At 54.6% G+C, this 22609-nt stretch carries 16 protein-coding genes; all 16 read left to right on the top strand.

The features are described from left to right. Nucleotides 1–9: 9 nt before the first annotated feature. A complete protein-coding gene (gene cdsA, locus ACMV5H_RS12970; protein WP_021179914.1) occupies nucleotides 10–858 on the top strand; it encodes a phosphatidate cytidylyltransferase in 849 nt (282 codons plus the stop codon). Between the two features lie 32 nt (nucleotides 859–890). Next, the gene (gene rseP, locus ACMV5H_RS12965; protein ID WP_414821944.1) at nucleotides 891–2246 is read left to right on the top strand and encodes a sigma E protease regulator RseP; all 1356 of its coding nucleotides are present in this window, start codon (nucleotides 891–893) and stop codon (nucleotides 2244–2246) included. 35 nt (nucleotides 2247–2281) lie between these two features. Next, on the top strand, nucleotides 2282–4708 hold the full coding sequence (bamA, locus tag ACMV5H_RS12960) for an outer membrane protein assembly factor BamA (protein ID WP_021179916.1): 2427 nt from the start codon (nucleotides 2282–2284) through the stop codon (nucleotides 4706–4708). A gap of 163 nt (nucleotides 4709–4871) precedes the next feature. Then, on the top strand, nucleotides 4872–5369 hold the full coding sequence (gene skp / locus ACMV5H_RS12955) for a molecular chaperone Skp (RefSeq protein ID WP_115159680.1): 498 nt from the start codon (nucleotides 4872–4874) through the stop codon (nucleotides 5367–5369). 4 nt (nucleotides 5370–5373) lie between these two features. Beyond that, entirely contained in the window at nucleotides 5374–6396 is a 1023-nt protein-coding gene (lpxD, locus tag ACMV5H_RS12950) for a UDP-3-O-(3-hydroxymyristoyl)glucosamine N-acyltransferase (protein ID WP_115159679.1), read from the top strand. A 161-nt stretch (nucleotides 6397–6557) separates the two neighbouring features. Next, the gene (fabZ, locus tag ACMV5H_RS12945; RefSeq protein WP_021179919.1) at nucleotides 6558–7013 is read left to right on the top strand and encodes a 3-hydroxyacyl-ACP dehydratase FabZ; all 456 of its coding nucleotides are present in this window, start codon (nucleotides 6558–6560) and stop codon (nucleotides 7011–7013) included. A 3-nt stretch (nucleotides 7014–7016) separates the two neighbouring features. Next, complete coding sequence (gene lpxA / locus ACMV5H_RS12940; protein ID WP_021179920.1) at nucleotides 7017–7805, top strand: acyl-ACP--UDP-N-acetylglucosamine O-acyltransferase; 789 nt, start codon at nucleotides 7017–7019, stop codon at nucleotides 7803–7805. 3 nt (nucleotides 7806–7808) lie between these two features. Then, entirely contained in the window at nucleotides 7809–8957 is a 1149-nt protein-coding gene (lpxB, locus tag ACMV5H_RS12935; protein WP_059201635.1) for a lipid-A-disaccharide synthase, read from the top strand. Further along, nucleotides 8954–9547: a ribonuclease HII gene (gene rnhB, locus ACMV5H_RS12930; protein WP_414821943.1), complete on the top strand. Its 594-nt coding sequence runs from the start codon at nucleotides 8954–8956 to the stop codon at nucleotides 9545–9547. The genes lpxB and rnhB overlap by 4 nt, the downstream gene beginning before the upstream one ends. 82 nt (nucleotides 9548–9629) lie before the next feature. Beyond that, on the top strand, nucleotides 9630–13118 hold the full coding sequence (gene dnaE / locus ACMV5H_RS12925) for a DNA polymerase III subunit alpha (protein WP_071682796.1): 3489 nt from the start codon (nucleotides 9630–9632) through the stop codon (nucleotides 13116–13118). Between the two features lie 12 nt (nucleotides 13119–13130). Then, nucleotides 13131–14090, top strand: a complete 960-nt coding sequence (gene accA, locus ACMV5H_RS12920) for an acetyl-CoA carboxylase carboxyl transferase subunit alpha (RefSeq protein WP_021806103.1) — start codon at nucleotides 13131–13133, stop codon at nucleotides 14088–14090. Between the two features lie 114 nt (nucleotides 14091–14204). Beyond that, on the top strand, nucleotides 14205–16343 hold the full coding sequence (locus ACMV5H_RS12915) for a lysine decarboxylase LdcC (protein ID WP_115159676.1): 2139 nt from the start codon (nucleotides 14205–14207) through the stop codon (nucleotides 16341–16343). A gap of 218 nt (nucleotides 16344–16561) precedes the next feature. Beyond that, nucleotides 16562–16951: a VOC family protein gene (locus ACMV5H_RS12910; RefSeq protein ID WP_094983125.1), complete on the top strand. Its 390-nt coding sequence runs from the start codon at nucleotides 16562–16564 to the stop codon at nucleotides 16949–16951. Between the two features lie 89 nt (nucleotides 16952–17040). Further along, nucleotides 17041–18591, top strand: a complete 1551-nt coding sequence (gene cadC, locus ACMV5H_RS12905; protein WP_414821942.1) for a lysine decarboxylation/transport transcriptional activator CadC — start codon at nucleotides 17041–17043, stop codon at nucleotides 18589–18591. Between the two features lie 419 nt (nucleotides 18592–19010). Beyond that, nucleotides 19011–20357: a cadaverine/lysine antiporter gene (cadB, locus tag ACMV5H_RS12900; RefSeq protein ID WP_021806100.1), complete on the top strand. Its 1347-nt coding sequence runs from the start codon at nucleotides 19011–19013 to the stop codon at nucleotides 20355–20357. Nucleotides 20358–20453: 96 nt separating this feature from the next. Beyond that, entirely contained in the window at nucleotides 20454–22592 is a 2139-nt protein-coding gene (cadA, locus tag ACMV5H_RS12895) for a lysine decarboxylase CadA (RefSeq protein WP_021806099.1), read from the top strand. Nucleotides 22593–22609: the final 17 nt, after the last annotated feature.

The raw sequence follows: 22609 nt of genomic DNA, 5'->3' as shown, positions 1-22609 counted from the left end.
GGGGAACTTTTGCTGAAGTCTCGCATCATAACGGCTCTGATTTTAATTCCGATTGTTATCGCAGCGCTGTTCTTACTGCCGCCGATGGGCTTTGCCCTGGTAACACTCGCTGTGTGCATGTTAGCCGCCTGGGAATGGGGGCAGTTGGCTGGCTTTGCTGCCCGCCCCCAACGTATCTGGCTGGCGATATTGTGCGGTTTCCTATTGGCGCTGATGATGCTCAGCGTGCCTGCCTACCATCAGTCTGTTCACCAATTGCAGATCGCTGGCCCGCTATGGTTGTCGCTGGGATGGTGGCTGGTGGCTCTGCTGCTGGTGCTGTTCTATCCAGGCTCGGCGGCGCTGTGGCGAAATTCGCGCACCTTGCGGCTGGTCTTTGGCCTGTTGACCATCGTGCCGTTTTTCTGGGGCATGCTGGCACTGCGTCAGTTCGGCTATGAAGAGAATCATTTTACCGGTGCCTGGTGGTTGCTGTACGTTATGCTGCTGGTCTGGGGCGCTGATTCCGGCGCCTACATGTTCGGCAAGCTGTTTGGCAAACACAAGCTGGCACCGAAGGTCTCCCCAGGCAAAACCTGGGAAGGGCTGGTCGGTGGGCTGGTCACGTCTGCCGTGATTTCGTGGCTGTTTGGCCGCTATGCGCCGCTGAACGTGGTGCCTATGACCCTATTGGTCTGTTCGGTAATTGCGGCCCTGGCTTCGGTGTTGGGCGATCTGACGGAAAGCATGTTCAAACGTGAAGCCGGTATCAAGGACAGTGGTCATCTGATCCCGGGGCACGGCGGCATTCTGGATCGTATCGATAGCCTGACCGCAGCGGTACCGGTATTTGCCTGCTTGATGCTGTTAGTGTTTTAATCCGTCATCGGCGGGGGGAGTAAAGGGATTCTATGGTCAGCGTACTCTGGAACTTGGTCGCGTTTATTATCGCTCTGGGTATATTGATCACCGTGCATGAGTTCGGGCACTTTTGGGTGGCCCGCCGCTGTGGCGTCCGCGTGGAGCGCTTCTCTATCGGCTTTGGCCGTGCGCTATGGCGCCGCACCGATCGCCAGGGCACCGAATATGTCGTCGCCATGATCCCCCTTGGCGGCTATGTCAAAATGCTCGATGAGCGCGTCGAAACGGTAGCTCCCGAGCTGCGTCATGAGGCGTTCAATAATAAAACCGTCTGGCAGCACGCGGCGATTGTCAGCGCGGGCCCCATTGCCAATTTCCTGTTTGCCATTCTTGCCTATTGGGTCGTCTTTATCATCGGCGTGCCGAGTTACCGCCCGGTCATCGGTGAAATTACTCCGCAATCCATTGCCGCTCATGCCGAAATTTCTCCGGGAATGGAACTTAAGTCCGTTGACGGTATCGAAACGCCTGATTGGGAATCTGTTCGTCTGGCGTTGGTGACCAAAATCGGTGATGCGCAAACCGAGGTAGAAATTGCTCCGTTTGGTACCTCACAAAAGGTGAGCAAGACCCTGGATTTGCGCCACTGGAGCTTTGAGCCGGACAAAGAAGATCCCGTGCGTTCTCTAGGCATGATCCCGCGTGGCCCGCAGATTGAATCCGTGCTGGCGGAAGTCCAGACCGGGTCGGCTGCGCAAAAGGCAGGTTTACAAGCGGGGGACAGGATCGTTAAAGTCGATGGTCAGCCACTTGGTCGTTGGGTTACGTTGGTTAAACGTATCCACAATGCTCCAGGGCTTCCGCTGGTTTTAGAGATAGAAAGAAACGGCGCCCCCTTGTCTTTAACGCTGATACCAGATACAAAGCCGGTGGGAAAAGACAAAGCGGTGGGGTTTGCCGGGATTATACCTAAAGTTATCCCTCTGCCGGATGAGTACAAGACCATCCGTCAATATGGGCCGTTCTCTGCGCTGTATCAGGCGGGGGACAAAACCTGGCAGCTGATGCACCTTACGGTCAGCATGATAGGTAAATTAATTACCGGTGATGTAAAGCTGAACAACCTGAGTGGCCCGATTTCCATTGCACAGGGAGCAGGGGCATCAGCAGAGGTGGGTTTTGTGTATTATATGATGTTCCTGGCGTTGATTAGCGTCAACTTAGGGATCATCAACCTCTTCCCATTACCGGTATTAGATGGTGGGCATCTCCTCTTCCTGGCGATAGAAAAGCTGAAGGGGGGGCCAGTTTCTGAGCGAGTACAGGACTACAGCTACCGCATTGGTTCGATCTTGTTGGTACTGCTGATGGGTCTTGCACTTTTCAATGATTTTTCTCGTCTTTAGGGGCGGGGACAGGTTAGGAAGAACGCATAACAACGATGGCGATGAAAAAGTTGCTCATAGCGTCGCTGCTGTTTGGCAGCGCCACCGTATACGGTGCAGACGGGTTCGTAGTGAAGGATATTCATTTCGAAGGCCTGCAACGAGTCGCCGTCGGTGCGGCGTTACTCAACATGCCGGTTCGCGTAGGCGATACCGTCTCTGATGATGATATCGGTAATACCATCCGTGCGTTGTTTGCCACTGGCAACTTCGAGGACGTTCGCGTCCTGCGCGATGGTGATACGCTGATTGTTCAGGTTAAGGAACGCCCTACCATTGCCAGCATCACTTTCTCCGGTAACAAATCGGTGAAAGATGACATGCTCAAGCAAAACCTGGAGGCCTCTGGCGTCCGGGTTGGTGAAGCACTCGACCGCACCACCTTATCCAGCATTGAAAAAGGGTTGGAAGACTTCTACTACAGCGTCGGTAAATACAGTGCCTCGGTGAAAGCCGTTGTCACGCCGTTGCCGCGCAACCGTGTTGACCTGAAACTGGTGTTCACGGAAGGGGTTTCCGCCAAGATTCAACAAATCAACATTGTCGGCAACCATGCCTTCACCAACGATGAGCTGATCGCGCACTTCCAGTTGCGTGATGATGTGCCGTGGTGGAACGTAGTGGCCGATCGCAAATACCAGAAGCAAAAGCTGGCGGGGGACCTTGAAAGCCTGCGCAGCTTCTATCTGGATCGCGGCTATGCCCGTTTCAATATCGATTCGACGCAGGTCAGCCTGACGCCAGATAAAAAAGGCATCTATATCACCGTTAACATCACCGAAGGCGATCAGTACAAGCTTTCCGGCGTGGTGGTCAATGGCAACCTGGCCGGTCATTCGGCCGAGGTGGCCCAGTTGACCAAGATTGAGCCAGGTGAGCTGTTTAACGGCACCAAAGTGACCAAAATGGAAGATAACATCAAGAAGATGTTTGGCCGTTATGGTTACGCCTATCCTCGCGTACAGACTCAGCCTGAAATCAACGATGCGGATAAGACCGTGAAGCTGAACGTCAACATCGACGCGGGTAACCGTTTCTATGTGCGTCGCATCAAGTTCGAAGGCAACGACACCAGTAAAGATTCCGTTCTGCGCCGCGAAATGCGCCAGATGGAAGGGGCGTGGCTGGGTAACGATCAGGTCGAGCAGGGTAAAGAGCGTCTGAACCGACTGGGTTACTTCGAGACGGTCGACGTTGAAACCCAACGTGTACCGGGTTCCCCCGATCAGGTTGATATCACCTATAAGGTGAAAGAACGTAACACCGGGACGCTGAACTTTGGTGTGGGTTACGGTACCGAAAGTGGCGTCAGCTTCCAGGCGGGTGTACAGCAGGATAACTGGCTGGGCACGGGCTACTCTGTTGGCATCAGCGGTACCAAGAACGACTACCAGACCTATACCGAGCTGTCGGTGACCAACCCGTACTTCACCGTTGACGGTGTGAGTCTGGGCGGCCGTATCTTCTATAACGACTTTAAAGCGAATAATGCCGATCTGTCTGACTATACCAACAGCAGTTATGGTGTTGACGGCACGCTGGGCTTCCCAATCAACGAGAACAACTCGCTGCGAGCTGGCCTGGGTTACGTCCATAACTCCCTGTCAGAAATGCAGCCGCAGATTGCCATGTGGCGCTATCTGAACTCGATGGGCGATTATCCTGACTTTAAGGATCGCGCCAGCTTTACAGCCGATGACTTCACGCTGAACCTGGGCTGGACCTATAATAATCTGGACCGTGGCTATTTCCCTACCCAGGGTAACCGCACTACGTTCAACACCAAGGTGACCGTGCCGGGTTCCGACAACTCATACTACAAGATGACGTTGGACACCGCGCAGTATATGCCGCTTAACGATGACAAGACCTGGGTGTTGCTGGGTCGTGGCCGTGTGGGCTATGCCGATGGATTGGGCGGTAAAGAAATGCCGTTCTATGAAAACTTCTATGCGGGTGGTTCAAGTACCGTACGTGGCTTCCAGTCCAACACCATTGGTCCAAAAGCCGTGTACTACAACTCCAACTCGTATCAGTGTCAGTTTAAAGTCGGTAGCACAACGGATCGTCAGGATATCTGTAATTCGAACGATGCGGTGGGCGGGAACGCCATGGCCGTGGCAAGTATGGAGTTGATCACGCCTACGCCGTTCCTTAGCGAGAAATACGCCAACTCGGTACGTACTTCACTGTTTATCGATGCCGGTACCGTGTGGGATACCCACTGGGAAAACACCGATCAGACGCTGATGTACGGGGTACCAGACTACAGCAAAGCGAGCAACATTCGCGTGTCTGCCGGTCTTGCGCTGCAGTGGATGTCTCCACTGGGGCCGTTGGTCTTCTCCTATGCGGATCCGATCAAGAAATACGACGGCGACAGGTCGGAGCAGTTCCAGTTTAACATCGGTAAAACCTGGTAATAACCGGTTTCACCCGTGGGCATAGCGGTACAAGAATCGCAAATGCCAGGCTTAAACCCGCTCATAGCGAGAGAAATCTCATTGTGTAATGTGATAAGTCTGGCAGATTGTGTACTTTCAAAAGTGTCATGTGACACAAATGGGTGATGGTAAGGAGTTTATAGTGAAAAAGTGGTTATGTGCCGCAGGCCTCGGTTTAGCAATGGCTGCTTCTGCAGGCGTTCAGGCAGCTGACAAAATTGCTGTTGTTAACGTTTCTAGCATTTTCCAACAGTTGCCAGCTCGTGAAACCGTAGCCAAGCAATTGGAAAGCGAATTCAAAGGCCGTGCAAGCGAACTCCAGAACATGGAACGCGATCTGCAAACCAAAATGCAGAAACTGCAGCGTGATGGTTCTACCATGAAAGCCAGCGATCGCACCAAGATGGAAAAAGACGTGATGGCTCAGCGTGAGCAGTTCTCTCAGAAAGCGCAGGCTTTCGAGCAGGACAATCGTCGTCGCCAGATGGAAGAGCGTAACAAGATACTGAGCCGTATTCAGGATGCAGTGAAAGTCGTTGCCAGCAAAGAAGGCTATGACGTCGTCGTCGATGTTAACGCTACTGCTTACTTCGCGGCAGGCAAAGATATTACTGCAGACGTGCTGAAACAGGTTAAATAACGCCATGCCTTCAATTCGACTGGCTGATTTAGCGCAGCAGTTGGATGCACAATTGCACGGTGATGGCGATCTCGTCATCACCGGCATTGCTTCTATGCATTCCGCACAGCCTGGCCAAATCACGTTTTTGTCAAACAGCCGCTACCAAGAGCAGTTGTCTTCCTGCCAAGCGAGTGCCGTGGTACTTACCGAAGCAGACCTATCACACTGCCGTAGCGCAGCGCTGGTGGTGAAAAACCCTTACCTGACCTATGCGCGTATGGCGCAGTTGATGGACACCACGCCAGCACCCGCAGCAGATATCGCGCCAAGCGCGGTGATCTCTCCGCAGGCCAAGCTGGGACAGAACGTTGCTATTGGGGCGAACGCGGTTATCGAATCCGGTGTTGAACTGGGTGATAACGTGGTCATCGGCCCGGGTTGCTTTATCGGCAAGCAGGCACGCATCGGCGCAGGTACGCGTCTGTGGGCCAACGTGACGATTTATCATGAAGTGGAAATCGGCCAGCACTGCCTGATCCAATCGGGAACGGTGATTGGTGCGGACGGTTTCGGCTACGCCAACGAGCGTGGCAACTGGATCAAGATCCCGCAGCTTGGCACGGTGATTATTGGCGATCGCGTTGAGATTGGGGCCTGTACCACCATCGATCGCGGCGCGTTGGATAACACCCAGATTGGGAATGGTGTTATCATAGATAACCAGTGTCAGATTGCACACAACGTGGTGATTGGCGAGAATACCGCCGTCGCGGGCGGTGTGATCATGGCGGGTAGCCTGAAAATCGGGCGCTATTGCCAAATTGGCGGCGCCAGTGTGATCAATGGTCACATGGAGATTGCTGACCAGGTAGTTGTCACCGGGATGGGAATGGTTATGCGACCAATCACCGAACCTGGGGTATACTCCTCTGGCATTCCGTTACAACCCAACAAAGTTTGGCGTAAAACCGCGGCGTTGGTGATGAATATCGATGAGATTAGCAAGCGCTTGAAAGCTGTCGAACGAAAAGTCGGAAAAGACTAATCACCACGGCCCGGGATGCTGGGTATAAAACGAAACGCGTTGGCAATGATGCCAAAAGCGCAAAGAGTTGTTAATTTGCGGCCTGCCTGATGATCTCCTTTTTGGGGTCAACGCAGGCCGTGTTGTTGATGCCATCAGTTTTTAGAGACAGGAAGAGTATTTTGACTACTGACACTCATACTCTAGATATTGCAGAAATTCTGGAACTGCTTCCTCACCGTTATCCATTCTTGCTGGTTGACCGTGTATTGGATTTCGAAGAGCATAAATATCTGCGTGCAGTGAAGAACGTATCCGTTAATGAGCCGTTTTTCCAGGGGCATTTCCCTGGTAAACCGATTTTTCCAGGCGTGCTGATTTTGGAAGCTATGGCTCAGGCCACGGGTATCCTGGCATTTAAGAGCGTGGGTAAACTGGAACCGGGCGAGCTGTACTATTTCGCCGGTATTGACGAGGCTCGCTTCAAGCGCCCTGTGGTGCCTGGCGATCAGATGATTATGGAAGTCACTTTCGAAAAAACCCGTCGTGGTTTAACCCGCTTTAAAGGCGTGGCGACCGTCGACGGAAAAATTGTCTGCGAAGCAACCATGATGTGTGCCCGCAGCCGGGAGGCATAATCCGTGATTGATAAAACCGCCTTTATCCATCCAAGTGCGATCGTTGAAGAAGGCGCCGTCATCGGCGCTGGTGCGCATATAGGTCCCTTCTGCTACGTCGGCTCCCAGGTGGAAATCGGCGCGGGTACGGTCCTCAAATCGCATGTGGTGGTGAACGGTATCACCAAGATTGGCCGCGATAACGAGATCTATCAGTTTGCCTCTATCGGTGAAGTGAATCAGGATCTGAAATACGCTGGCGAACCGACTCGGGTTGAAGTCGGCGATCGTAACCGCATTCGTGAGAGCGTCACCATTCATCGCGGTACTGCGCAGGGAACGGGCCTGACCAAAGTCGGTAATGACAACCTGCTGATGGTCAACGTGCACGTTGCTCATGACTGCGTGGTGGGTAATTCCTGCGTGTTGGCCAACAACGCCACGCTGGCTGGTCACGTGGAGATCGACGATTTCGCCATCATTGGCGGCATGACCGCGATCCACCAATTCTGTGTGATTGGTGCCCATGTGATGGTCGGTGGTTGCTCCGGTGTCGCTCAGGACGTACCGCCTTTTGTCATCGCGCAGGGTAACCACGCAACGCCATTTGGTATTAACGCCGTAGGCCTGAAACGCCGTGGTTTTGATAAGGATGAAATGCAGGCGATCCGCAACGCCTACAAAATCCTCTATCGCAGCGAGAAGACCTTCGACGAGGCTAAAGCAGAGATCGAAACCCTGGCGCAACAGCAGCCCGTGGTGCAGCAGTTCCTCGATTTCTTTGCGCGTTCTACCCGTGGGATTATTCGCTGAGTTATGCCAAATCGTCCATTGACTATCGGATTGGTCGCCGGGGAAACTTCCGGTGATATTCTGGGTGCCGGTTTAATTCGTGCGCTTAAGACGCACTATCCAAGCGCCCGCTTTGTCGGTGTCGCTGGCCCGCTGATGCAGGCCGAAGGGTGTGAAACCTGGTACGAAATGGAAGAGCTGGCGGTGATGGGCGTGGTAGAGGTGCTTGAGCGTCTGCCACGCCTGTTGAAGATCCGCAAGGATCTGACCCGCCGGTTCAGTGAGCTGAAGCCTGACGTGTTTGTCGGTATTGATGCGCCAGACTTCAACCTCACGCTGGAAGGCCGCCTGAAACAGCGCGGTATCCGCACTATTCACTATGTCAGCCCGTCCGTATGGGCCTGGCGTCAGAAACGCGTTTTCAAAATTGGTAAAGCGACCGACCTGGTGTTGGCGTTCCTCCCTTTCGAAAAAGCGTTTTACGATCGTTTCAACGTCCCTTGCCGCTTTATCGGTCATACCATGGCCGATGCGATGCCATTGCAGGCGGATAAGCTGGCCGCACGCGCTACGCTGGGCATTGCCCCGGGCGCTCGCTGTTTGGCATTGCTACCCGGCAGCCGTAATGCCGAAGTGGAAATGCTCAGTGGTGACTTCCTGCGTACCGCACAACTGCTACGCGAGCATTATCCCGATCTGGAAGTGGTGGTGCCTTTGGTCAATGCCAAGCGCCGTGAGCAGTTTGAGCGCATCAAGGCCGAGGTTGCGCCGGAGCTCAAGGTTCACCTGCTGGATGGCAAAGGGCGTGAGGCAATGGTGGCCAGCGATGCGGCACTGTTGGCTTCCGGCACCGCAGCGCTGGAATGCATGTTGGCAAAATGCCCGATGGTGGTGGGCTACCGCATGAAGCCATTTACCTTCTGGCTGGCGGAGCGGCTGGTGAAAACCCCGTATGTCTCATTGCCTAACCTGCTGGCGGGGCGTGAAATCGTCACCGAACTGCTGCAACACGATTGTGTACCGGATAAGCTGGCCGCGGCGTTATTGCCGTTGCTGGAAGACAGCCCGCAGACGGAGCTGTTGAAACAGACCTTCCTTGAACTGCATCAGAGCATTCGCTGTGGTGCCGATGAACAGGCCGCTCAGGCTGTATTGGAGCTGGCGAAAGCATGATGGAACCCTTTGTTTACCCTGCCGCCCGGCTGTTTGCCGGTGTGGATGAAGTGGGGCGCGGGCCTTTGGTGGGCGCCGTTGTGACCGCAGCAGTGATCCTCGATCCTGCACGGCCGATTGTTGGCCTGGCGGATTCCAAAAAGCTCAGTGAGAAGCGCCGCCTGGCGTTATACGACGAGATCCTGGAAAAGGCGCTGTCCTGGAGCCTGGGGCGGGCTGAACCGGTCGAGATCGACCAACTGAATATCCTGCATGCCACCATGCTGGCGATGCAGCGTGCGGTGGCGGGTTTGCATATCGCACCGGACATGGTGTTGATTGACGGCAACCGTTGCCCCAAATTGCCGATGCGTTCGTTAGCGGTGGTGAAAGGGGATAGCCGGGTAGCGGAAATCAGTGCTGCATCGATTCTGGCGAAGGTGACCCGCGATCGCGAGATGACCGAGCTGGATGCGATTTTCCCGGATTACGGTTTTGCCCAACACAAGGGCTATCCCACCGCGTTCCATCTGGAAAAGCTGGCCGTACTGGGGGCTACCGAGCATCATCGCCGCAGTTTTGCCCCTGTCGCAAGAGTGCTGGAGCAGTAATTACCTCTTGGCCTCGTTGGGCTACATAAGTTGAGTTAACCCTGGTCCAGCTTGCTGGACCCCAACACGTTGGTATCTGGATATGGCCGAACCTCGTTTTATTCATCTGCGCGTCCACAGTGACTACTCCATGATTGATGGATTGGCCAAGATCGGCCCGTTGGTGAAAAGAGCTGCCGCGTTAGCCATGCCAGCCTTGGCCGTCACTGACTTCACCAATATGTGTGGTCTGGTGAAGTTTTATGGCAGTGCGCACGGTGCCGGGATCAAACCGATCATCGGTGCGGATTTCCATGTGCAAAGCGAAGAGCTGGGCGATGAGCTGGCACAGCTTACCGTGCTGGCAGCCGATAACGTTGGCTATCAAAATCTCACCCTATTAATCTCCAGGGCGTATCAGCGCGGCTATGGCCCGGCCGGTCCGGTGATCGATCGCGACTGGCTGATAGAACACCGCAGCGGGTTGATCCTGCTTTCCGGTGCACGCATGGGCGACGTCGGCAAGTTTCTGCTGCGTGGCAACCAGGCCCTGGTCGATCAATGCCTGGAGTTTTACCAGCAGCATTTCCCGGACAGCTATTATCTCGAACTGATCCGCACCGGCCGTGCGGATGAAGAAAACTATCTGCACGCCGCCGTAGCCCTGGCGACCGAACGTGGGTTGCCGGTAGTTGCCACCAACGACGTCCGTTTCCTGGTGGAAGATGACTTTGATGCCCATGAGATCCGCGTAGCGATCCATGATGGCTTTACGCTCGACGATCCCAAACGCCCGAAAAACTACAGCCCGCAACAGTACATGCGCAGCGAAGAGGAAATGTGCGAGCTGTTTGCCGACATCCCGGAAGCGTTGCTAAACAGTGTGGAAATTGCCAAGCGCTGTAACGTCACCATCCGTTTGGGCGAATATTTCCTGCCACAGTTCCCCACCGGCGATATGACCACCGAAGATTTCCTGGTGCTCAAGTCCAAAGAGGGGTTGGAAGAACGTCTGGAGTTCCTGTTCCCAGATCCGGAGGTCCGTGCCGAGCGCCGCCCTGAATACGATGAGCGTCTGGATCTGGAACTGAAAGTGATCAACCAGATGGGATTCCCGGGTTACTTCCTGATCGTCATGGAATTCATCCAGTGGTCGAAAGATAACGACGTGCCGGTAGGCCCGGGGCGTGGTTCCGGTGCCGGTTCGCTGGTGGCCTATGCGCTGAAAATCACCGATCTCGACCCGTTGGAGTTTGACCTTCTGTTCGAACGCTTCCTGAACCCGGAACGTGTCTCGATGCCCGACTTCGACGTCGACTTCTGCATGGAAAAGCGTGACCTGGTCATCGAGCACGTGGCGGACATGTATGGCCGTGAGGCGGTATCGCAGATCATCACCTTCGGTACCATGGCGGCGAAAGCGGTGATCCGCGACGTGGGTCGCGTGCTGGGGCATCCTTATGGCTTCGTTGACCGTATCTCCAAGCTGGTGCCGCCCGATCCGGGCATGACGCTGGAAAAAGCCTTTGCCGCAGAGCCGCAGCTGCCAGAAATCTATGAGGCAGACGAAGAGGTCAAAGCGCTGATCGACATGGCGCGCAAGCTGGAAGGCGTGACGCGTAACGCCGGTAAGCACGCCGGGGGCGTGGTGATTGCGCCAACCAAGATCACCGACTTTGCCCCGCTTTATTGCGATGCCGAAGGTAACCACCCGGTCACCCAGTTTGACAAGAACGACGTGGAATACGCCGGGCTGGTGAAGTTCGACTTCCTCGGTCTGCGTACCCTGACCATCATCGACTGGGCGTTGGAGATGATTAACGCCCGTCGCGCCAAGACCGGGTTGGAACCGATAGATATCGCGGCCATTCCGCTCGATGACAAGAAAAGCTTCGACATGTTGCAACGCTCGGAAACCACTGCGGTATTCCAGCTTGAATCGCGCGGCATGAAGGATTTGATCAAACGTCTGAAGCCTGACTGCTTCGAAGACATGATCGCACTGGTAGCGCTGTTCCGCCCCGGCCCGTTGCAGTCCGGCATGGTAGATAACTTTATCGACCGTAAGCACGGGCGCGAAGAGATCTCCTATCCTGATATCCAGTGGCAGCATGAATCGTTGAAACCGGTGCTGGAGCCGACGTATGGCATCATCCTGTACCAAGAACAGGTAATGCAGATCGCTCAGGTATTAGCTGGCTATACGCTGGGCGGTGCGGACATGCTGCGTCGCGCCATGGGTAAAAAGAACCCGGTCGAGATGGCCAAGCAGCGCGGCGGTTTTGAAGATGGTGCGAAATCGCGCGGCATTGACGGCGAACTGTCGGTAAAAATCTTCGATCTGGTAGAGAAGTTCGCGGGTTATGGCTTTAACAAATCGCACTCCGCTGCCTATGCGTTGGTGTCTTACCAGACGCTGTGGCTGAAGGCCCACTATCCGGCCGAATTTATGGCCGCGGTTATGACCGCCGATATGGATAATACCGATAAGGTGGTGGGGCTGGTGGATGAGTGCTGGCGCATGGGCCTGAAAATCCTGCCGCCGGACATCAACAGCGGGCAGTATCACTTCCACGTTAATGATGAGGGCGAGATCGTCTATGGCATCGGCGCCATCAAGGGCGTGGGGGAAGGGCCGATCGAAGCAATTATCGAAGCGCGTAATTCCGGCGAGCAGGGGTATTTCAAAGATCTGTTCGACCTGTGCGCCCGCTCCGATATTAAAAAGCTCAACCGCCGTATCCTGGAAAAGCTGATCATGTCTGGGGCGTTCGATCGCCTGGGGCCACACCGCGCCGCGTTGATGAACTCCCTGGGGGATGCGCTTAAAGCGGCCGATCAGCACGCCAAAGCCGAAGCCATCGGCCAGGCGGATATGTTTGGCGTGCTGGCGGAAGCGCCGGAACAGGTGGAGCAATCCTACGCCAACGTTCCCCCTTGGCAGGAACAGGTGGTGCTGGATGGTGAACGGGAAACGCTGGGGCTGTATCTTACCGGCCACCCGATCACTCAGTACCTCAAAGAAATCGAGCGCTATGCCGGTGGCCAGCGCCTGAAAGATATGCATCCGACGGATCGCGGCAAGATGACTACTGCCGTCGGGTTGGTGATTGCTTCCAAGATCATGATGACCAAACGCGGCAACCGCATCGGCATTTGTACGCTGGATGACCGTTCTGGGCGTCTGGACATTATGTTATTCACCGATGCCTTGGAAAAATACCAGCATTTGTTGGAAAAAGACCGTATCCTGATCGCGACTGGACAGGTCAGCTTTGATGACTTTAACGGCGGGCTTAAAATGACCGCTCGTGAATTAATGGACATCAGTGAAGCACGTGAAAAATACGCTCGCGGGCTTGCTATCTCGCTGACGGACAGGCAAATTGATGACCAGCTTTTGAACCGTCTCCGTCAGTCTTTGGAACCCCATCGCTCGGGGACGATTCCAGTGCATCTCTACTATCAACGGGAAGATGCACGGGCAAGATTGCGCTTTGGTGCAACTTGGCGCGTGACGCCGACCGACCGCTTGTTGATAGATTTGCGGACCTTGGTAGGTAATGAGCAGGTGGAACTGGAATTTGACTAAAATAGGAATGCTATGAGTCTGAATTTTCTTGATTTTGAACAGCCGATTGCAGAGCTGGAAGCGAAAATTGACTCGCTGACCGCAGTCAGCCGTCAAGACGAAAAATTAGATATTAATCTGGACGAAGAGGTTCAGCGCCTGCGTGAGAAGAGCGTTGAGCTGACGCGCAAGATTTTTTCCGATCTTGGGGCCTGGCAGATTGCCCAATTGGCACGCCACCCGCGCCGTCCTTATACCCTGGATTATATCAAACACATCTTTACCGACTTTGAAGAGCTGGCAGGCGATCGCGCCTATGCCGATGACAAAGCCATTGTCGGTGGTATTGCGCGCCTCGATGGCCGCCCGGTGATGATCATTGGTCATCAGAAAGGGCGTGAAACCAAAGAGAAAATCCGCCGCAACTTCGGTATGCCAGCACCGGAAGGCTATCGCAAAGCGCTGCGCCTGATGGAAATGGCCTCCCGCTTCAAGATGCCGCTGATCACCTTCATCGATACCCCAGGTGCTTATCCTGGCGTGGGTGCGGAAGAGCGTGGCCAGTCTGAGGCGATCGCCCGCAACCTGCGTGAAATGTCTCGCCTGAATATCCCGGTGATCTGCACCGTGATCGGCGAAGGCGGCTCCGGCGGGGCATTGGCGATCGGCGTGGGCGATAAAGTGAATATGCTGCAGTACAGCACCTATTCGGTGATCTCGCCGGAGGGCTGTGCCTCGATCCTGTGGAAAAGTGCCGATAAGGCACCGATTGCCGCAGAAGCGATGGGCATCACTGCACCGCGTCTGAAAGAGCTGAAGCTGATCGATTCTGTGATCCCAGAGCCTTTGGGCTCCGCTCACCGCGACGTACCGGCAATGGCGGCTTCGTTGAAAGCCCAACTGTTGGCGGATCTGGCGGATCTGGATGGTCTGAACAACGAAGAGTTGCTCAACCGTCGCTATCAACGGCTGATGAACTACGGTTACTGCTGAGTTTGTTCGCCTGATGACTAACCGCCTTTCGGGGCGGTTTTTTTATGCGCGTAAGACAGCCCCGGCTTTTTATGTTGTTATAAGCTATTGGTAGTTAACTGAAGGATAGCTGCGATGAATATCATTGCGATCATGAGCCCGATGGGCGTGTATTACAAAGACGAGCCTATCCGCGAACTGCACGTGGCGCTGGCCTCAATGGGTTTCCAACTGGTGTTCCCGAAGAACAGTGGTGACCTGCTCAAGCTGATCGAACACAATGCGCGTATCTGTGGGGTGATCTTCGACTGGGATGAATACAGCCTGGAGCTGTGCAGCGAAATCAATGAGCTGAATGAATACCTGCCGCTGTATGCGTTTATCAACACTCACTCCACCTTTGACGTCCACCTGCACGAAATGCGTATGGTGCTCTATTTCTTCGAGTATGGTCTGAACGCTGCCGACGATATCGCCCAGCGCATTCGCCAGTATACCGATGAATATATGGATACCATCACTCCTCCGCTGACCAAGGCGCTGTTCACCTATGTGAAGGAGGGGAAATATACCTTCTGTACGCCGGGCCATATGGCGGGCACCGCGTTCCAGAAAAGCCCGGTGGGCTGCCTGTTCTACGATTTCTTTGGTGCCAACACCCTGAAGGCGGATATTTCCATCTCGGTGACGGAGCTCGGCTCGCTGCTGGATCACACTGGCCCGCATCTGGAGGCGGAGGAGTACATTGCCCGCACGTTCAACGCGGAGCAAAGCTATCTGGTGACCAACGGCACCTCTACCGCCAACAAGATTGTCGGCATGTATTCGGCACCTGCCGGAAGTACGGTACTGATTGACCGTAACTGCCATAAGTCGCTGTGTCACCTGCTGATGATGTGTGACATCGTGCCGATTTATCTGCGCCCGTTGCGAAATGCGTACGGTATTTTAGGCGGCATTCCCCAGCGCGAATTTACCCGCGACAGCATTGCCAAGCGGGTGGAAGACACAGCCAACGCCAGCTGGCCGGTGCATGCGGTGATCACCAACTCCACCTATGATGGCCTGCTGTATAACACCGATTACATCAAGCAAACGCTGGACGTGGCGTCGATCCACTTCGATTCGGCCTGGGTGCCTTACACCAATTTCCACCCGATTTATGACGGCAAAAGCGGCATGAGTGGCGATCGCATCCCAGGCAAGGTGATCTATGAAACTCAATCAACCCACAAGCTGCTGGCGGCGTTCTCTCAGGCTTCGATGATCCACATTAAAGGGGATTATGATGAGAACACCTTTAACGAAGCTTACATGATGCACACCACCACTTCGCCGCATTATGGCATTGTGGCTTCAATGGAAACCGCTGCGGCGATGCTGCGTGGCAATCCAGGGCGGCGCATGATTAACCGTTCGGTGGAGCGAGCCCTGCATTTTCGTCGTGAAGTGCAACGCCTGCGCGCTGAGAGTGATACCTGGTTCTTCGATATCTGGCAGCCGGAAGAGATTGATGAAGCACGGTGCTGGCCGCTGAATCCGGACGACAACTGGCATGGCTTTGGCCAGACCGACAGCGATCATATGTATCTGGATCCGATCAAGGTCACCATTTTGACGCCGGGGATGAACGAACTGGGTGAGCTGGAGGAAAGTGGGATCCCTGCCGCGCTGGTAGCGAAATACCTGGATGAGCGTGGGATCGTAGTGGAGAAAACCGGCCCGTACAACTTGCTGTTCCTGTTTAGCATTGGTATCGACAAGACCAAGGCGATGAGCCTGCTGCGCAGCCTGACGGATTTCAAACGAGCTTACGATCTTAACCTGCGGGTGAAGAACATGCTGCCGGATCTGTATGCTGAAGATCCGGACTTCTACCGCCATATGCGCATTCAGGATCTGGCCGCCGGGATCCACCAACTGATCCGCCAGCACGATTTACCGGGCCTGATGTTGCGTGCGTTTGACGTATTGCCAGAAATGAAGCTGACGCCTTATGAGATGTTCCAGCAGCAGGTACGCGGCAATGTGGAAACCTGCGAGATCGATCAGTTGATCGGCAAGGTGGCGGCGAACATGATCCTGCCTTATCCGCCGGGCGTACCGGTCGTGATGCCGGGGGAGATGATCACCGAAGAGAGCCGCGCGGTGCTCGATTTCCTGCTGATGCTGTGCTCGATCGGTGAACACTATCCAGGTTTTGAAACCGATATCCACGGCGCTAAACTGACCGAGGATGGGCGCTATCTGGTGAAGGTGCTGAAAACCAGTTAGGTAATAATGGCCCCTCACCCTAGCCCTCTCCCACTGGGAGAGGGGACCGATCGTGCCACATCCTGACTTTGGTATCTGGCTGCGACTCAGGGATCGGAGGGGAAATAAAACGGGCTACAGATCAACTCTTCAACCTGATTACGGCTCTGAATCAGCTCCCTCTCCCTGTGGGAGAGGGTTGGGGTGAGGGGTCACTAAATAACTTACGGAGTCCATCCATGTTGGCATTACGACAGGTTCACCATATAGCGGTGATTGGTTCTGATTACGTCGCCAGTAAGCGCTTTTACTGCGATATCCTGGGGTTCACCCTGTTAGCGGAATATTACCGTGAAGAACGCGACTCCTGGAAAGCCGATCTGGCGCTGAATGGCCAATACGTCATTGAACTGTTTTCTTTCCCATCCCCTCCAGCCAGGCCGAGCCGCCCGGAAGCCTGTGGCCTGCGTCACCTGGCATTCAGCGTAGAGGATATCGAGGCATCGATCGCGCATTTACAGGCGGCAGGGGTCGTTTGCGAGCCGGTTCGGGTCGATCCCTATACCCAATCCCGCTTTACCTTTTTCAGCGATCCTGACGGATTACCGCTCGAATTATATGAACTATGAATGCTTAATCTGCTGAGAACGGCCCAAGTTATGGGTCGTTATGCTATCATCGCGCCCTTGCCCTCAGTGTCCACAGAGTTATTTCCGCCATGCAAGAGCCTGTTTTCCGCGTCGGGGAGTGGCTGATCACCCCGGCCGACAACCGCATAAGCCGTGATGGGCGTCAACCGACGCTGGAACCGCGCCTGATCGATATGTTGCAGTACTTTGCTCAGCACCCGGACGTGGTGCTCAGCCGCGACGAGCTGATTGATAACATCTGGAAGCGCAATATCGTCACCAACCATGTGGTGACCCAATGCATTTCCGAACTGCGCAAATATCTGAAAGACGGCGATCCAGACAGCCCCGAATACATCATCACCGTCCCCAAACGCGGTTATAAACTAACGGCACCGGTCATGTGGTGTGAAGAGGGGGAGGACGCGCCGCCGTTGCTACCCCAGGTGGCCGTGGTAATGCATGAGCCGGAAGATGGCAGCGAGGAAGAGGCTCCCGCCTATATACCGCCGCGCCCGCCCACCAAGCCAAAGACCCTGTTACCTAGTGCGGCAGGTCGTTTTTATCAACGCTCACCCTTTTGGGTGTGGCTGGCTTTCCTGGCGGCGCTGTCTGCCTGCGTCGCCTTTGTTGGCATTGCGACCCTGTCTCAGCGCATACCGGTGTCCACTATGCCGGTGTTGCTCAACCCACGTGATATCGATATTCGTATACAGGGTGGCAACAGCTGCAGCAACTGGACGCCACAGCTCTCTTACGTAGTTGGCGTGAGTGAGCTGGTTACCGACGCGCTGAATACCTATTCCACGTTTCTGGTACACGATCAGACCAACTATAACTTTGCCGGGCCGAGCAGCTCCGGCAAGTCGCTGTATATCGAGTTCGTTAACCAACGCCATTACCGTGCCCAGCAATGCTTCCTGTCGGTGCGGCTGGTGGATAATGCCGACAGCTCGATCATGCTGGATAAGCGCTACTTTATTACCACCGATAATCAGCTAAAAATTCAGCAGGATTTCCTTGCCAGCCTGTCGGCGGCGCTGAAACAGCCTTGGCCGCAGCAACTGGCGCAGCGTTTGGCGCAGCTGCTGCCGCAAAATGGCCCGGCGCTGCAGCGTTTCTATCAGGCACATCAGTTGCTGGTACAGGGAGATGCGGACTCACTGACCCGCGCCAGCAGCCAATTGGAGGCAATAATCAAAGCCTCGCCGGACTTTGAGTATGCCGTTGCCGAAAAAGTGCTGGTGGATTTGTTGCGTAACTCCTACCAACCCCTTGATGCGGCCGAACTCGCACAGCTACGAACGGATATTACCCGGCTGGGGACGTTACCAGCATTGGTAAATTCACCCATCTTGCAGCAGATAGTTACCGTCGATGCCTTGTCGCAAGGAAAAACCGATGAGGCTTATCGCGCCATTAATAAAGCTATCGATCTACAGATGTCATGGTTGAACTATGTATTACTGGGCAAAGTCTACGAAATGCAGGGCCATAACCATCAGGCTGCGGATTCTTATATTACGGCTTTCAACCTTCGCCCCGGTGAAAACACGCTGCATTGGATCCGTAATGGCGTATTCCAAACCTCAGTCACCGCCGTTGTTCCTTATTTGGACAATTACGACACCCAAAAATAGCCCCATTACCGACCCGTGGCATAAATATAGCGACACCAAAAGCTTGATACCGGAGGGAGTCATACAGGTTAGCCGACCGTTGAGCGCAGGGATGCGCGATTGCGAGCCCCCAGGGACGGGTTTACGGCGTGTCGGCGTTCTGTATGGCTCCCTCCGGTTACATCACTGATTACAGCTATTTTATAAATTTATATTATTGTTTTTAAATGATATTTATCTTTTCTTTAGCTTATCCTGCCTTCTTGATAAGTGAGTCAAAAACCTCCGGATATCATTTGTAAGATCATGAGCGTAATTTCACCTTATCTTTAGGACTTTATTTTGGCCGATCGTTAGCATCCTGATTATCAAGTCTGTTCATTAATCTCGCCTCTTAATGCTCAGCACTTACCAGCATCGATAATCAGGAGAAACTGACCATGGCTTCATCCAAGAAAATAGGGCTTATTGCCTGCACCGGCGTCGTCGCCGGTAATATGATGGGGAGCGGGATTGCCTTATTACCGGCAAACCTGGCAAGTCTGGGATCTATCGCCATCTGGGGATGGGTAATTTCTATCATCGGCGCGATGTCATTGGCTTATGTTTACGCCCGCCTGGCGACCAAAAACCCGCAGCAGGGTGGGCCAATTGCCTATGCGGGGGAAATCTCCCCGGCGTTCGGTTTCCAGACTGGCGTACTTTACTACCATGCCAACTGGATCGGTAACCTGGCAATCGGCATTACCGCCGTTTCTTATCTCTCTACTTTCTTCCCCGCGTTGAATAATCCGGTACCGGCCGGGATTGCCTGTATCGCCATCGTCTGGATATTCACCTTTGTCAATCTGCTGGGGGGCACCTGGGTCAGCCGCTTGACCACGCTGGGCCTGGTACTGGTCTTGATCCCGGTAGTGGTCACCGCCGTGGCCGGTTGGCACTGGTTTGATGTTGCCACCTATCAAGCCAACTGGAATACCTCGGGTACCACCGACAGCCATGCCGTGGTGAAAAGTATCCTGCTCTGCCTGTGGGCGTTTATCGGCGTTGAATCCGCCGCCGTAAGCACCGGGATGGTAAAAAACCCTAAACGTACCGTACCACTGGCTACCATGCTGGGTACCGGCCTGGCTGGGATTATCTACATTGCCGCCACTCAGGTGATGAGCGGGATGTTCCCAGCGGCGCAAATGGCCGCCAGCGGTGCGCCATTCGCCATCAGCGCTTCCGCCATTATGGGTAACTGGGCCGCTCCGATGGTATCCGCCTTCACCGCCTTTGCCTGCCTGACCTCGTTGGGTTCCTGGATGATGCTGGTAGGCCAGGCCGGGGTGCGTGCGGCCAACGACGGCAACTTCCCGAAAGTGTATGGCGAACTGGATAAAAACGGCATTCCGAAGAAGGGCCTGCTGTTGGCAAGCTGCAAAATGACCGCGCTGATGGTGTTGATCACCGTGATGAACTCCAGCGGTGGCAAGGCTTCCGACCTGTTCGGCGAACTGACCGGTATCGCGGTGCTGCTGACCATGCTGCCTTACTTCTACTCCTGCGTTGACCTGATCCGCTTTGAAGGCGTCAACGTGCGTAACCTGCTGAGCCTGGTGGCGTCGGTACTGGGCTGTGGATTCTGCTTTATCGCCCTGATGGGCGCCAACTCCTTCGAGCTGTCCGGCACCTTTATCGTCAGCCTGATCATCCTGATGTTCTATGCCCGCAAAATGAATACCCGCCAGGTTGCCAAAGCAGCCGCAGCGGTCAACGACAGCACCACGGCCAAAGCGCACTGAGATTGCGTGCTCTGACCCACTGAATTTACCCAGCCCCTTTCTTTCCGACCTGTCAGCCGCGACGGGAAGGGGCCCGCTTTGCCTGGAGAAATGATTATGAACGTTATTGCCATCATGAATCACATGGGTGTCTACTTCAAAGAAGAGCCGATCCGCGAACTGCATCAGGCGCTGGAAAGCCTGGACTTCCGCATCGTCTACCCTAATGACCGTGAAGATTTATTAAAGCTGATCGAAAACAATGCCCGCCTGTGCGGCGTAATTTTCGACTGGGACAAATACAACCTTGAGCTGTGCGAAGAGATCAGCCAGCTCAATGAATATATGCCGCTGTATGCCTTTGCCAATACCTATTCGACGCTTGATGTCAGCCTCAACGATCTGCGCATGCAGGTGCGCTTCTTCGAATACGCGCTGGGCGCGGCAAAAGATATCGCCGCCAAGATCAAACAGAACACCGACGAGTATATCGATGCCATCCTGCCACCGCTGACCAAGGCGCTGTTCAAATACGTGCGTGAAGGCAAATATACCTTCTGTACTCCAGGCCATATGGGCGGCACCGCCTTCCAGAAAAGCCCGGTAGGCAGCCTGTTCTATGACTTCTTTGGCCCGAATACCATGAAGTCTGACATCTCCATTTCGGTTTCCGAACTGGGTTCGCTGTTGGATCACTCCGGCCCGCACAAAGAGGCCGAAGAGTACATTTCCCGCGTGTTCAATGCCGAACGCAGCTACATGGTGACCAACGGCACCTCCACCGCCAACAAGATTGTTGGTATGTATGCCGCTCCGGCAGGCAGCACCGTGCTGATCGACCGTAACTGCCACAAATCATTGACCCATCTGATGATGATGAGTGACATCACGCCGATCTACTTCCGGCCAACCCGCAATGCCTACGGTATTCTCGGCGGTATCCCGCAGAGCGAATTCAGCCGCGCCACCATCGCCAAGCGGGTGAAAGAAACGCCGAACGCCAGCTGGCCAGCGCACGCGGTGATCACCAATTCCACCTACGACGGCCTGCTCTACAACACCGATTTCATCAAACAGACTCTGGACGTTAAATCGATCCACTTTGATTCTGCCTGGGTGCCTTACACCAACTTCCATCCGATCTACAAAGGCAAATGCGGTATGAGCGGGGGCCGGGTTGAAGGTAAGGTGATCTATGAAACCCAGTCGACCCACAAACTGCTGGCGGCGTTCTCGCAGGCTTCGATGATCCACGTTAAAGGGGACATCAACGAAGAGACCTTTAACGAAGCCTATATGATGCACACCACTACCTCGCCTCATTACGGCATCGTGGCGTCCACCGAAACCGCCGCTGCGATGATGAAGGGCAACGCCGGTAAGCGCATGATTAACGGTTCCATCGAGCGTGCCATCAAGTTCCGCAAGGAAATCAAACGGCTGAAAGTGGAGTCCGAAGGCTGGTTCTTTGACGTCTGGCAGCCTGAGCATATCGATGAGCCAGAATGCTGGCCGCTGCGTTCCGACAGCGCCTGGCACGGCTTCAAAAACATCGATAACGAACACATGTATCTCGACCCGATCAAGGTGACCATCCTCACCCCCGGGATGAGCAAAGAAGGTGAGATGCAGCCGTTCGGTATCCCAGCCAGCCTGGTAGCCAAATACCTGGATGAGCGCGGCATCATCGTGGAGAAAACCGGCCCGTACAACCTGCTGTTCCTGTTCAGCATTGGTATCGATAAAACCAAAGCGTTGAGCCTACTGCGCGCGATGACCGATTTCAAACGCTCGTTCGATTTGAACCTGCGGGTGAAAAACATGCTGCCATCGCTGTATCAGGAAGCGCCTGAGTTCTATGAAAACATGCGCATCCAGGATCTGGCGCAGAACATCCATCGCCTGGTCGAGCATCACAACCTGCCGGACCTGATGTACCGTGCGTTTGAAGTGCTGCCAACCATGGTGATGAACCCTTACCACGCCTTCCAGAAAGAGCTGCACGGCGAAGTGGAGGAAGTCTATCTGGAGGATATGGTCGGCAAGGTCAATGCCAATATGATCCTGCCTTATCCTCCAGGCGTGCCGTTGGTGATGCCGGGGGAAATGCTGACCGAAGAAAGCCGCCCGGTGCTGGAGTTCCTGCAAATGCTGTGTGAAATCGGCGCGCATTATCCGGGCTTTGAGACCGATATTCACGGGGCGTACCGCCAGCCGGATGGCCGCTACACGGTGAAAGTGTTGAAAGCGGAATAATGGCATCACAGGGGAAA

Source organism: Serratia sp. N21D137 (assembly GCF_047530005.1).
Lineage (GTDB): Bacteria > Pseudomonadota > Gammaproteobacteria > Enterobacterales > Enterobacteriaceae > Chania > Chania fonticola_B.
The sequence above is the reverse complement of the archived record's forward strand: the minus strand, read 5'-3'. Positions and strand labels throughout refer to the sequence as shown.

What these genes read in the sequence shown, in the direction of transcription:
- cadA (WP_021806099.1), top strand. Translation starts at nt 20,454, where the DNA reads ATGAACGTTATTGCCATCATGAATCACATGGGTGTCTACTTCAAAGAA.
- ACMV5H_RS12910 (WP_094983125.1), top strand. Translation starts at nt 16,562, where the DNA reads ATGTTGGCATTACGACAGGTTCACCATATAGCGGTGATTGGTTCTGAT.
- lpxD (WP_115159679.1), top strand. Translation starts at nt 5,374, where the DNA reads ATGCCTTCAATTCGACTGGCTGATTTAGCGCAGCAGTTGGATGCACAA.
- lpxB (WP_059201635.1), top strand. Translation starts at nt 7,809, where the DNA reads ATGCCAAATCGTCCATTGACTATCGGATTGGTCGCCGGGGAAACTTCC.
- accA (WP_021806103.1), top strand. Translation starts at nt 13,131, where the DNA reads ATGAGTCTGAATTTTCTTGATTTTGAACAGCCGATTGCAGAGCTGGAA.
- rnhB (WP_414821943.1), top strand. Translation starts at nt 8,954, where the DNA reads ATGATGGAACCCTTTGTTTACCCTGCCGCCCGGCTGTTTGCCGGTGTG.
- dnaE (WP_071682796.1), top strand. Translation starts at nt 9,630, where the DNA reads ATGGCCGAACCTCGTTTTATTCATCTGCGCGTCCACAGTGACTACTCC.
- ACMV5H_RS12915 (WP_115159676.1), top strand. Translation starts at nt 14,205, where the DNA reads ATGAATATCATTGCGATCATGAGCCCGATGGGCGTGTATTACAAAGAC.
- cadC (WP_414821942.1), top strand. Translation starts at nt 17,041, where the DNA reads ATGCAAGAGCCTGTTTTCCGCGTCGGGGAGTGGCTGATCACCCCGGCC.
- cadB (WP_021806100.1), top strand. Translation starts at nt 19,011, where the DNA reads ATGGCTTCATCCAAGAAAATAGGGCTTATTGCCTGCACCGGCGTCGTC.
- rseP (WP_414821944.1), top strand. Translation starts at nt 891, where the DNA reads ATGGTCAGCGTACTCTGGAACTTGGTCGCGTTTATTATCGCTCTGGGT.
- bamA (WP_021179916.1), top strand. Translation starts at nt 2,282, where the DNA reads ATGGCGATGAAAAAGTTGCTCATAGCGTCGCTGCTGTTTGGCAGCGCC.